The sequence below is a fragment of the Wolbachia endosymbiont (group A) of Longitarsus flavicornis genome, assembly GCF_963931955.1.
Classification (GTDB): domain Bacteria; phylum Pseudomonadota; class Alphaproteobacteria; order Rickettsiales; family Anaplasmataceae; genus Wolbachia.
In genome coordinates, this window is record NZ_OZ008337.1 from 996,822 (window position 1) to 1,009,300 (window position 12,479).

The 12,479-nt window shown below is 35.7% G+C and carries 11 protein-coding genes, 2 rRNA genes and 1 pseudogene; 8 read left to right on the plus strand and 6 right to left on the minus strand.

Features of this window, described 5'->3' with window-relative positions; all coding sequences use genetic code 11:
- Positions 1 to 27 precede the first annotated feature (27 nt).
- Together AABM58_RS04945 and ruvC are read left to right on the plus strand one after the other, a co-directional pair.
- Complete coding sequence (locus tag AABM58_RS04945) at positions 28 to 852, plus strand: cytochrome c oxidase subunit 3 (RefSeq protein ID WP_338406550.1); 825 nt, start codon at positions 28 to 30, stop codon at positions 850 to 852.
- 4 nt (positions 853 to 856) lie between these two features.
- Positions 857 to 1,345, plus strand: a complete 489-nt coding sequence (gene ruvC / locus AABM58_RS04950) for a crossover junction endodeoxyribonuclease RuvC (protein WP_338406551.1) — start codon at positions 857 to 859, stop codon at positions 1,343 to 1,345.
- 43 nt (positions 1,346 to 1,388) lie between these two features.
- Here ruvC and ruvX read toward each other — a convergent pair whose 3' ends face one another.
- The 3 genes from ruvX to AABM58_RS04965 are packed head-to-tail and all read right to left on the minus strand — an operon-like array spanning position 1,389 to position 4,776.
- Positions 1,389 to 1,856 carry a Holliday junction resolvase RuvX gene (ruvX, locus tag AABM58_RS04955; RefSeq protein WP_338406552.1) on the minus strand — a complete coding sequence of 156 codons (468 nt, stop codon included), beginning with the start codon at positions 1,854 to 1,856 and terminating at the stop codon, positions 1,389 to 1,391.
- Positions 1,857 to 3,641 (minus strand): ribonucleoside-diphosphate reductase subunit alpha, encoded by a 1,785-nt coding sequence (locus tag AABM58_RS04960; protein ID WP_338406553.1) that lies wholly within the window; start codon positions 3,639 to 3,641, stop codon positions 1,857 to 1,859.
- A 58-nt stretch (positions 3,642 to 3,699) separates the two neighbouring features.
- Entirely contained in the window at positions 3,700 to 4,776 is a 1,077-nt protein-coding gene (locus AABM58_RS04965; RefSeq protein ID WP_338406554.1) for a methyltransferase domain-containing protein, read from the minus strand.
- A 335-nt stretch (positions 4,777 to 5,111) separates the two neighbouring features.
- On the opposite strand from AABM58_RS04965, the gene AABM58_RS04970 reads away from it, so the two are divergent.
- Positions 5,112 to 7,877 (plus strand): 23S ribosomal RNA (locus tag AABM58_RS04970).
- Positions 7,878 to 7,943: 66 nt separating this feature from the next.
- Positions 7,944 to 8,050: ribosomal RNA gene (gene rrf, locus AABM58_RS04975) — 5S ribosomal RNA — on the plus strand.
- Positions 8,051 to 8,135: 85 nt separating this feature from the next.
- On the opposite strand, the gene AABM58_RS04980 is transcribed toward rrf, so the two are convergent.
- From AABM58_RS04980 to rpmH, 3 genes and pseudogenes are all read right to left on the minus strand, one after another.
- Positions 8,136 to 8,399 carry a hypothetical protein gene (locus AABM58_RS04980; protein WP_338406555.1) on the minus strand — a complete coding sequence of 88 codons (264 nt, stop codon included), beginning with the start codon at positions 8,397 to 8,399 and terminating at the stop codon, positions 8,136 to 8,138.
- An 86-nt stretch (positions 8,400 to 8,485) separates the two neighbouring features.
- A pseudogene (gene rnpA / locus AABM58_RS04985) lies at positions 8,486 to 8,761 on the minus strand (ribonuclease P protein component); the annotation flags it as partial.
- A gap of 67 nt (positions 8,762 to 8,828) precedes the next feature.
- Complete coding sequence (gene rpmH, locus AABM58_RS04990; protein ID WP_006279898.1) at positions 8,829 to 8,963, minus strand: 50S ribosomal protein L34; 135 nt, start codon at positions 8,961 to 8,963, stop codon at positions 8,829 to 8,831.
- Between the two features lie 263 nt (positions 8,964 to 9,226).
- Between rpmH and pstC the strand changes: the two genes are divergently transcribed.
- The 4 genes from pstC to AABM58_RS05010 all read left to right on the plus strand — a co-directional run bounded on the left by pstC (position 9,227) and on the right by AABM58_RS05010 (position 12,460).
- The gene (gene pstC, locus AABM58_RS04995) at positions 9,227 to 10,315 is read left to right on the plus strand and encodes a phosphate ABC transporter permease subunit PstC (RefSeq protein ID WP_338406903.1); all 1,089 of its coding nucleotides are present in this window, start codon (positions 9,227 to 9,229) and stop codon (positions 10,313 to 10,315) included.
- 101 nt (positions 10,316 to 10,416) lie between these two features.
- Entirely contained in the window at positions 10,417 to 11,844 is a 1,428-nt protein-coding gene (atpD, locus tag AABM58_RS05000) for a F0F1 ATP synthase subunit beta (RefSeq protein WP_338406904.1), read from the plus strand.
- A 12-nt stretch (positions 11,845 to 11,856) separates the two neighbouring features.
- On the plus strand, positions 11,857 to 12,201 hold the full coding sequence (locus AABM58_RS05005) for a FoF1 ATP synthase subunit delta/epsilon (protein WP_338406556.1): 345 nt from the start codon (positions 11,857 to 11,859) through the stop codon (positions 12,199 to 12,201).
- A complete protein-coding gene (locus AABM58_RS05010) occupies positions 12,182 to 12,460 on the plus strand; it encodes a hypothetical protein (protein WP_338406557.1) in 279 nt (92 codons plus the stop codon). Before AABM58_RS05005 ends, AABM58_RS05010 begins: the two co-directional genes overlap by 20 nt.
- The last annotated feature ends 19 nt before the right edge of the window (positions 12,461 to 12,479 follow it).

Here is a 12,479-nt window from a genome sequence, read left to right on the forward strand (position 1 = left end):
ATTCTTAGTATGTATTTTTAAGATGGTATGAAAAGTAAGGAACATGATTTTCATTTAGTGGACCAAAGTCCTTGGCCAATTGCTATATCAGCAGCAATTCTTATTCTTGCACTTGGATTAGTTGGCGCGCTTCATAAACAAATTTTCGGAATGTTTTGTTTAGTTCTGGGAATCTCCGCAGTATCAGGGGTGCTGTTCTACTGGTGGAGAGATGTAATAAGGGAGGCCATTTATGACAAATGTCACACTGCCATTGTAAAACATGGACTCAAATTTGCAATGTACTTATTTATTCTCTCGGAGGTTGTATTTTTTATAGTGTTCTTTTGTTCATTCTTTAAAGCCTGGCTTGATCCAGTTTTTTTATTTGAGGCGTTTTCTCCTGCAAAAAAAGTTGAATGGCCCCCTGAGGGAATTTTGCCGCCTGATCCGTGGTCACTACCATTCATGAATACGTTAATATTATTGCTTTCTGGTACAACAATTACTTGGGCAAATCACTCTTTACTCGAAAACGATAAAAAGAGCATGATTAAAATGCTGTCCATAACTATATTGCTTGGGGTTTTTTTTATAATAGTGCAAGCAATAGAGTATCATGAAGCGAGTTTTTCTCTACAAGAAACAGGAGAAAAGCTTATTTATACATCCAATTTTTATATGATTACCGGTTTTCACTGTGCACACGTTATAATAGGAATAATATTTTTATCAGTGTGTTTATTTAGAGCGCAGAAAGACCAATTTACACCTCAGGACCATTTGTGCTTTGAGTTTGCCTCCTGGTATTGGCACTTTGTAGATATAGTCTGGATATTTTTATTTTTATTTGTCTATTGGTTAAGCATTTAATTAAGTGGTTAAAATAATAGGTCTAGATCCAGGGATAAGCAAGACTGGGTGGGCCATTATCGACCTAAACGAAAAAAATAATATTGAATTTTTGGGCGGTGGTACCATATCAACTGATGGTAAATTGGATACAGGTGAACGCTTACATATAATTTTTGAACAATTAAAGAAAGTAATTTCCCTATACTCTCCGAATGAAGCTGCGGTAGAAAAAATTTTTGTTAATAAAAATCCTAAATCTTCACTAACTTTAGGATATGCAAGAGGGGTCGTAATTTTAGCGTTGAAAATAACAGATCTAACTATAAATGAATATGACGCAAACTATGTAAAAAAAAGCATTACCGGAAATGGCCATGCTGATAAGGATCAGATTATATTTATGGTGAAGCAGATAGTTAAAAATTTGAATATAAAATGTCACCATGCTGCTGATGCTCTTGCTGTAGCAATTTGTCATGCTTATACGAAAGGTTCTTGTTTTGTTGAGTAACTTTATATGAGGTTCAGTTTGAAAATTTCCAGATCTGGAAAAACTATTTGATTGCCTTTATTTTATCTAAGGCTCGTTGCAAAATAATACATGCGGAAATTTTATCATCTATTTTTTTCGATTTTGTGATTGATATTCCAGTGATTTTTAGTGTATGAGTTGCAATAGATGTTGATAAGCTCTCGTCTTGTAAGTATATATTTACTTTATATTTTTTTATTATTTTATTTGCAAATTGGATTATGGTTTTACACCATTTAGTTTCTTGCTCGTCTATGTTTAATGGTATTCCTATTACCATTGATCCAGCTTCATTTTCTTTGAATATTCTATGCAGATAACCTAAATCTTTGCTCATATTTTTCCTGTAATATATACTATGAGCTGTGGCTATAAGCTGTGTTTTATCACTGAATGCTATGCCTATTTGCTTTTCTCCCATGTCAAGGCACATTATGCGCTTATCTTTTGGAATAGACTTTAGAAACTCATCTGGACTGCTATGTAGCATCTATTGACACGACAAGCATTCATCGTAGTCAATATCTGTTTTTTGTTGCAATATTTCACTTTTTTTGAATATGTCATGCGAGACCTTATCGGCTCTCTGCATTGATTGTGATCTGCAGTAATATAAGCTCTTCAATCCTTTTTTCCAAGCAAGCATGTGTATTTTGTGCAAGTAACGTTTATGTACGTTGGCAGGTAAGAACAGATTTACTGATTGAGACTGGCAAATATACGAAGTTCTATCACTTGCATGTTCTATAATCCATCTTTGGTCAAGCTCGTACGCTGTTTTAAATGTCAATTTTTCATGCTCACTAAGAAAATCTAAATGCTGAACGGAACCCTCGTTTGTTGAAATTGAAGACCATATTTTATCATTGTCTTGATTTTTTTCTGCTAATAGTTTTTGCAAGAATTTATTTCGCACTACAAATGAGCCTGTAAGTGTCTTTTGTATGAATACGTTTGCTGCGTATGGTTCTATTCCAGGGGAGGTATTACCTGCAATAATGGAGATCGAGGCAGTAGGAGCAATAGCGAGTTTGTGTGTAAACCTTTCCATTAGATCAACTTCTTTGGCATCAGGACATGCTCCCTTTTCTTCTGCTAATTTTTTAGAAACTATATCTGCTTGCTCGCGTAAATACTTAAATATTTTTTTATTCCATTGTTGTGCTGTTACTGATTCAAAAGGAACCATTTTGCTTTGTAAAAATGAGTGAAAGCCCATCACACCAAGACCAATACTGCGTTCTCTGGCTGCAGAATATTTTGCTCGCTGCATTTCATTCGGTGCTTTATTTATGAAATCTTCCAATACATTATCAAGGAAACGCATTATATCTTCTATGAAGAGTTTATCGTCTTTCCATTCTTCGTAGTACTCAAGATTTACGGATGATAGACAACACACAGCAGTGCGTGACTTATTCAGGTGATCATAACCTGTGGTTAAAGTTATTTCACTGCATAGATTTGACATCTTGATGTCTAAGTTGAGCTTTTTGTAAGATTCTGGCTTATTGTTATTTGTTGCATCAAGGAAAATAATGTAAGGTTCTCCAGTTTCAACTCTTGCTGTTAATATCTTGATCCATATATCCCGCGCTTTTACAGTTGAAATAACCTTATTGTTGTGAGGGCTTATTAAATTCCATTCTTGATCATTCTCAACAGCCTGCATAAATTTATCTGTTACTATTACAGCATGATGTATATTTAACGCTTTGCGATTTGGGTCACCGCCTGTTGGCTTGCGTAAATCCAGAAACTCTTCTATCTCCGGATGGAATACAGGAAGATAAACTGCTGAACTTCCTCGCCTTAAGGATCCCTGACTAATTGCAAGCGTTAGAGCATTTTGCACTACAATAAATGGAACAATTCCTGATGTTTTGCCGCTACCCTTTACGCTTTCGCCTATTGAACGCAGGTTTCCCCAATAACTACCTATTCCTCCACCACGTGCAGCAAGCCAAACATTTTCATTCCATAGATCAACTATTCCCTGCAAGCTGTCTTCGGTTTCATTAAGAAAGCAAGAGATAGGTAACCCTCTCTTAGTGCCACCATTGCTGAGTATTGGTGTTGAAGGCATGAACCACAAGTTGCTCATGTAGTCATAAAGACGCTGCGCATGTTCTTTATTATCAGAATAGTAATTAGCAATACGTGCAAAGAGGTCTTGATAACTTTCATTTTCTATTAAATACCTGTCTGATAGAACTGCTTTTCCAAAGTCGGTTAATTTGCTGTCCTTTGCGTAATTAATGGTAATGTTATTCATAAAGTTCCTTTTATTCTTTTATTATATATAGGTACTTAAAAGTCATTTTGAGCGATTTTTAAGTTAGGTTTTTCGGATTTTTTTGTTGATGCTGTAATGCAAACAAGATACCGTCAACCTGACTGCCATATATTTTACAGTAACTCATATAACTTATTTGCATATTTATTTCTTTTGCAACATGTTGAACATAACTTTCTGAGTGACGAAAATAGTCTCCTTTGTTTACAAAGTCAATACCTTCACCTTCCTTTCTTCTTATTAAACATACAATAACCCCTTTTTTGCTCGTAGATCTTTTTGCTAATTCCAATTCTTCTTGAAAGTCATGTAGATAATGTAGCACTTCAGCAAAGATAATTACATCATACTGCTGGTTTTTCTCTTGTTTAAGAAACTCTTTCATTTCCATATGTATTAATTCATTGTAAACAGGCTTACCTTTTATAAAGCATCCTCTTGCGATATTTAGCATTCTACTTGAAATGTCAATTCCTGTTATGTGGTTTCCAATACTATTTATTTTCAAGAAATGACCACATATTCCAGTTCCACAACCAAGGTCAAGTATATTGAGCTCAGAAGTGGAGTTGTTGAAGATTTTTGTAATTATCATGTGTACAAGTTCATGCCCTCTATACTGTTTAGCAATCAACCAATGTTCAACAAAATATTCACCTGTGTAATCAAAATATTGTCTTATGAGGTTTTTTGGCAATTCTGTAATAGGCGCTGAGTTTGTCATTTTTTTTATATAGTAAGACGCCTCCTCGTGGTCACTATCTAATTTTAGTGTCTTTGTTAAATAATTATAAGCTTTGTTAGTATTCCCTACCGCAAAATGACACCTTCCGATGTTATACCAGACTATAGGTAAATGGGGGTAAAATATGCTAATTAACCAAAATCGTAACTTTGCATCTGATATGCTACCTTTATAAAAGTGATATAAACCGATTTCAATGTTGGTATTTAACAGGTTCTTAGATTTTTTAAGAAGCACTATCATTTCTTTATGAAGAGTATTATATTTATTCACAATGAAGTGTTTTACTTTCTTAATATTTAATACGCCAATGAGCTTAGACATACAATTTAAAGCAACGTTTTTTATAAAAGAGAGATTACTTTTCATACATTAGAAATACTCCGAATGTTCATTATCATTTTTAGGCAATTGATTTTAACACATTTTATCTTACAAAATATCTTTTTCATTAATTTTTACTGTATATATAAGTTTACCGCATATTTCTCAGATTGTACTGTTTAGGATTGCTAGTATATTGTTGTTGATAATATAAGTAAATGTTTTGTGCAAAAAGGCGTTGACATATTATTTATTAGGTTATAATATATAAAAGATTAATTTAGTTTTTAGATGTTTGACAAGTTTTATGGTAGAGATTAATTTAATCTCAATTCAATTTTAATAATATTTAACTCTGCATATTCTGCATATAGTCGGATAAATAAATTATTAAGAGCACTTGATGGATGCCTTGGCGTTAAGAGGCGATGAAGGACGTGGCAGGCTGCGATAAGCTGTGGGGAATTGTCAACAAATTTTGATCCGCAGATTTCCGAATGGGGAAACCCAACTAGCTTAGCTAGTTATTACATACTAAGTATGTAAAGTAAACTTGGTGAACTGAAATATCTAAGTAGCCAAAGGAAAAGAAATCAACCGAGATTCTGTTAGTAGTGACGAGCGAAAGCGGAAAAGGCTAGTGATTTAAGAATAAGAATTAGAATACTCTGGAAATAGTAACCATAGAAGGTGATAGTCCTGTATAAGTAGAAAGTTCTTAAGTCCTTGAGTAGAGCGGGGCACGTGAAATCCTGTTTGAATATGGGGGGACCATCCTCCAAGCCTAAATACTCCTTAACGACCGATAGTGAACAAGTACCGTGAGGGAAAGGTGAAAAGAACCCCGGGAGGGGAGTGAAATAGAATCTGAAATCAAGTGCTTACAAACAGTTGGAGCTCTATATCAATTTATTGATATTTAGAGTGACAGCGTACCTTTTGCATAATGGGTCAGCGAGTTAATCTATGAAGCAAGCTTAAGCCGTTAGGTGTAGGCGTAGCGAAAGCAAGTCTGAATAGGGCGTTTTAGTTTTATGGATTAGACCCGAAACCAAGTGATCTAGTCATGACCAGATTGAAGGTGTGGTAAAACACACTGGAGGATCGAACCAGTTAATGTTGCAACATTATTGGATGAGTTGTGATTAGGGGTGAAAGGCCAATCAAACTTGGAAATAGCTGGTTCTCCGCGAAATCTATTTAGGTAGAGCGTTGTATGTATGTTGTTGGGGGTAGAGCACTGGATAGACTAGGGGGATTCACCGTCTTACCAAATCTAACTAAACTCCGAATACCAACAATTAATTATACAGCAGGCACACTACGGGTGCTAAGTCCGTGGTGGAAAGGGAAACAACCCAGATCACTATCTAAGGTCCCAAAATTACAGCTAAGTGGGGAAGGAAGTAGAAAAACCATTACAGCTAGGAGGTTGGCTTGGAAGCAGCCATCCTTTAAAGAAAGCGTAACAGCTCACTTGTCTAAATAAGTTTTTCTGCGCCGAAAATGTACCGGGGCTAAAGCTGTATACCGAAGATGTGAGTACTTGTTGATTTCGATCAATGGGTGCGGTAGCGGAGCGTTCCGTAAGTCTGTGAAGGTGGTTTGTGAAAACTGCTGGAGATATCGGAAGTGAGAATGCTGACATAAGTAGCGTAAAAGAGTGTGAAAAACACTCTCACCAAAAATCTAAGGGTTCCTACGTTAAGTTAATCTGCGTAGGGTTAGTCGGTTCCTAAGGCGAGTCCGTAAAGGAGTAGTCGATGGCAATTAGGTTAATATTCCTAAACCTCTTAAGTGTGACGGGTTTCGTATTTGTATAGATCTTATTGGATTGATCTATGCTTAAAAGAAGCTCCAGGAAATAGCACTTATATTTATGAGGCCGTACCGCAAACCGACACTGGTGGATGAGTAGAGTATACTAAGGTGTTGAAAGAATGATGTTGAAGGAACTCGGCAAATTATACCTGTAACTTCGGAAGAAGGGTAACCTGCTTTTAGGCAACTATGAGTAGGTGGCACAAAATAGGGAGTAGCGACTGTTTACTAAAAACACAGGACTCTGCAAACACGTAAGTGGAAGTATAGGGTCTGACGCCTGCCCGGTGCTGGAAGGTTAATAGGAGGGGTGCAAGCTCTAAATTGAAGCCCCAGTAAACGGCGGCCGTAACACTGACGGTCCTAAGGTAGCGAAATTCCTTGTCGGGTAAGTTCCGACCCGCACGAATGGCGTAACGATTTCTCCACTGTCTCCAACATCACTTCAGCGAAATTGAATTCCCCGTGCAGATGCGGGGTACCCGCGGTTAGACGAAGAGACCCCGTGCACCTTTACTATAGCTTTACATTGCTATTAAAAGTGTGATGTGCAGGATAGGTGGGAGACTTTGAAGTTATGGCGCTAGCTATAATGGAGTCAACCTTGAGATACCACCCTTTACACTTTTGATATCTAACTATGTTTCATTATCTGGAACTAGGACATTGTATGGTGGGTAGTTTGACTGGGGTGGTCGCCTCCTAAAAAGTAACGGAGGCGTGCGAAGGTAAGCTAGAGCTGGTCGGAAATCAGCTTGATAGTATAATGGCATAAGCTTGCCTGACTGCGAGGCTGACAAGCCAAGCAGAGACGAAAGTCGGTCATAGTGATCCGGTGATTCTGTATGGAAGGGTCATCGCTCAACGGATAAAAGGTACGCCGGGGATAACAGGCTGATGGTGTTCGAGCGTTCATAGCGACGACACCGTTTGGCACCTCGATGTCGACTCATCACATCCTGGGGCTGAAGAAGGTCCCAAGGGTTCGGCTGTTCGCCGATTAAAGTGATACGTGAGTTGGGTTTAGAACGTCGTGAGACAGTTCGGTTTCTATCTGCCGTGGGTGAAGGAAATTTGAGAAGGTCTGACTCTAGTACGAGAGGACCGAGATGGATATACCTCTGGTGTACCAGCTGTTATGCCAATAGCATCGCTGGGTGGCTATGTATAGATGGGATAATTGCTGAAAGCATATAAGCAAGAAACCCTCTTCAAAAAGATTTCCCAATTAAGGCCGTGGAAGACTACCACGTTGATAGGCTAGGTGTGGAAGCATGGTAACATGTGAAGCTAACTAGTACTAATAGCCTGATTGATTTATTTGCTTTCTGTATGTGTGTATGCAGTGTTAAATATTAAGTTAAAATTGTTAAGTTAGAAATTTTTATTGACTTGGTGGCTATAGCAAAAATGAACCACCCGATCTCATATCGAACTCGGAAGTGAAACTTTTTAGCGCTGATGGTACTTGAAAAGGGAGAGTAGGTCGCCGCCAAGTCTATAAAAATTTCTTTGTTAATTGGATAGTAGGTATACTTATATTGTAACTTTCTTGTTGTGTTACTATTCTTTAAGTTTTTACTTTAACCACGATGTCTTTTTTTTCTTATATGTTCTTGGTCGTTTTCTACATTATTTAGCATTGTTCCTACTTTCCCTAATTGACTCCCTTTTGAAGGAGAATTACTGATTTCTGGTAATATTACATTACCTCCTACTTTTTTAAATAATTCTTCTTGTTGGCGAAATGCTGACCTCCAATCTGTTCCTGTTCCTTTAGGAAGAAATAAGAATTGATACATCTGACCAAAGCCTGTGTTATTTACCTCTTTTATATGCTCCACCATTCACCACACCCATTAACTATTTTTAAAAATTTTACCTATATTATCATAAAAAATATAGTTGTAAATACCTTAATTGAGATTTTTTTTTATTTTATCTTTTTTAAGCAAATAGTTAGATCTTTTTGTAAGTTTTTATAACTTGCTTGCATAATGTTTCTATGAGTTAGTATTATGTAGTAGTGCCCTATATTACTTATATTTAAAATGCTAATTTTAGCAAGTATTCGTAGTTGTCTTTTTATTTTATTTCTTTTTGCTGCTTTTCCGGCTTTTTTACTGATAGCCAGACCTACTCTAATAGTATGAATGTACTTTTCAGGTTCTCTTTCTTTTATAGCGTACAGTGATATATAAAGCCCACGATAAAAAAGACTGCTGAGTGCTAACTTATTTTTGAAAGCAAAGGAAAAATCTTTTTTTTTATACTTACTATGCGCATAACTTGTTACACCCTAATGAACGGCGCCTATTAAGGATTTTTCTTCCAGCTCTTGTTGCCATACGTGAACGAAATCCGTGTCTACGCTTTCTTATCAAATTTTTTGGTTGAAATGTTCTCTTCATTGTTTTTATATTAATATAATTATTTATTTTAAATTATTTTACTTTATTGTCAAATAATGGTGAACTTGTATGACATTTTCGTAGAATAAAATTTGATGCATGGGAAAATGAATTCGGTGATAATCATACCTGTCTTACTAATCCTTTTATTTTGTTTTAGTAGGTTTCAAGAAGTAAATAAGGTTAAATCTTATCTATATCTTAGTTGTGTAATGGTGAACTTGTATGACATTTTCGTAGAATAAAATTTGATGCATGGGAAAATGAATTCGGTGATAATCATACCTGTCTTACTAATCCTTTTATTTTGTTTTAGTAGGTTTCAAGAAGTAAATAAGGTTAAATCTTATCTATATCTTAGTTGTGTATGGATGCTAACTTGGTTGTCAGTATTCTATAATAATTGTTTTGTAACTTTTATTTCTATAGCGTTACTTTTTTTCATGCTTGCTTTTATCTTTAAAAATAAAAGAAATAAGGTAATAAAACTTTCGTTATTTGTGGCTTTGGCCATATCATTTTTTATCACTTTATTTATAATGCTATCTATTTTTATTCAATCCATTAGTTTTTTTAATAAAGTAGCTATTTCAGAATTCTTGTTCTGCTTGAAATGGGGCCACAATGTAGTCACTATCAATGAAGAGAAGATAGGATGTTTTGGTATAGCGCCGCTTTTAGTTGGTACATTACTTATAACTATTATAGCAATGTTAGTTGTCGTTCCGCTTGGTTTATTTTCTGCAATATATATTAGTGAATATGCGAGTGAGAAAGTGCGTTATATTGTTAATACAACTTTGCAAGTTTTGTCTGCTATTCCTACGGTTGTATATGGATATTTCGCGGTTGTGTTTTTGTCTTTCTTTATAAAGCAGGTAGCAAATTTTTTTGGTTTAAGTATACACTCAGAAAGTGCCTTAGTTGCCGGTTTATCGATTGGGATAATGATTCTTCCTTTTATTATTTCTTTACTCGAAGATGCCATAAGATCTGTTCCAAAAAGCTTGCGTTATGGCTTCATGGCACTTGGTGCAACTCCAGCGGAAACTATATGGCATATAACAATACCTTATGCAATGCCTACAATTTTAAGTGCAATTTTATTGTCAATTTCAAGAGTAATAGGTGAAACAATGATTGTGCTAATGGCTGTGGGAATCAACGCAAATTTGACTTTTAACCCTCTTAATTCAGTTACTACCATTACCGTGCAGATCGCTACATTACTTACCGGAGATCAGGATTTCAATAGTGTACAAACTCTTGCTGCTTATGCGCTTAGTTTAGTGTTGTTTGTTATTACTTGGCTATTAAATGCATTTGCATTGTTTGTAATGAAGCGTAACTAGTAAGCGTTTTAATGTTGCAAAATTTCTATTAATAATATAAAATTTATTTTCTTTAGAAGTTCTTTTATGGAATTATAGTGTTAGGTGATAAAAATAAAGAGATGAATATAGGTAGAGCGATTAAGGTAACTCAAGCAGTTGTTGATATAAAATTTGAAGGTGAATTGCCTAAAATATTTAATGCTTTAAAAAGCAAACTAAAATATAAGGATAAGGAGCTGGTTTTAGAAGTTTCGCAGCATATAGGTGACAATATAGTTCGTTGTATTGCTATGGATAGCACAGATGGTATGTCAAGGGGGGATGAATTTGTTGATACAGGTGCACCAATATCGGTGCCAATTGGGCGTTCAACTTTAGGAAGGATTTTTAATGTTGTTGGAGAGCTTATAGATGAGTGTGGTCCACTGAAGGGAAAATATAACTTAGAGCCTATACACAGAGCACCTCCAAGTTTTACTGAACAGAGAATACAGGAAGAAGTTTTAGTTACGGGAATAAAAGTTATAGATCTTCTTGCACCTTATCTTAAAGGAGGAAAAATTGGCTTATTTGGTGGAGCCGGTGTTGGTAAAACAGTCCTGATAATGGAATTAATTAATAATATAGCAAAAGCTCATAAAGGATTTTCTGTGTTTGCCGGGGTAGGGGAGAGAACGCGTGAAGGTAACGATCTTTATCACGAGATGATCACTTCAAATGTAATAAATATAAATGAGCATGAAAAATCTCAAGCTGTTTTGGTTTATGGTCAGATGAATGAGCCTCCTGGAGCAAGGGCTAGAGTTGCTTTAACAGCACTTACTATGGCAGAATATTTCCGTGATAAGGAAAATCAAGATGTTCTATTTTTTGTAGATAATATCTTCCGTTTTACACAAGCTGGTTCTGAAATTTCTGCTTTACTTGGAAGAATACCGTCAGCTGTTGGTTATCAGCCAACCCTTGCAACTGATATGGGTGCAATGCAAGAAAGAATAGCTTCAACAACTTCTGGTTCTATTACTTCTGTGCAAGCTATATATGTTCCTGCGGACGATTTAACTGATCCAGCTCCAGCAACTACATTCTCTCATCTTGATGCCACCACAGTGTTATCAAGGCAAATAGCTGAAATGGGAATATACCCTGCTGTTGATCCACTTGATTCAACTTCTCAGTCTTTATCTGCTGAAATCATTGGTGAAGAACATTATAAGGTAGCTTCTGAGGTGAAACGTATATTGCAAACTTATAAATCACTGCAAGATATTATCGCAATACTTGGTATGGATGAGCTATCTGATGAAGATAAAATTATTGTTGATAGGGCTCGTAAGATTCAGAAATTTCTTTCTCAACCTTTTCACGTTGCAGAAATATTTACTGGCATGCCTGGTAAATTTGTTTCACTTTCTGATACTGTTTCCAGTTTTAAAGGGATTGTTGAAGGCAAATATGATCACTTACCAGAGGCCGCTTTTTATATGGTGGGGAATATAGATGAAGCAATAAAAAAGGCTGAATTAATACAAACTGAAGCTAAGTAAAAGTTAAAGATTATGAATACTTTTAAAGTGCAATTTTTCTCTCCTGATGATCAAATTTCATTCAGTGGAGTGGTTTCTCTTTCAGTAACTGGGCTCGAAGGGGAGCTTATGATTTTAGCTCACCATGCTCCTTACTTAATTTATTTATTGCCTGGTATGATTACTGTTAAAATGAGTAACCAAACAGAAAAGAAGGTTGTAATTGATAGTGGCGTATTAGAAGTTGCAAATAATAATTGTAGCATTATAACAAGTCAAATTCAGTTTTTTGATCATTTGATTCATGATGAGAGATCGTTTAAAAATAAGAGAATTAGTATATATTTAAGTTATCTTGATGAGAAATTTCTTTCTTAGTTATTTTAGGCAAAAAGTCGGTCTTGTCATCCGAGTAGCCCAACTTTTGTCATCCAAGTGCTTTTTTTTCTGTCATCCAGTATTCTCTTCCCTGTCATTCCAGTGCTCACCTTTGTCATCCCAGTGCGTGACACTGGGATCTAGGTGTAAAAATATTTGTAAATTATGCAATTGGCAGGGGATTCTAGGAACATATGTCAAAAACAATTTCTATGATGAAATAGGCTGGATTCCAGTGTCAAGCACTGGAATGACATGAAAAAAAAGTACTGGAATGA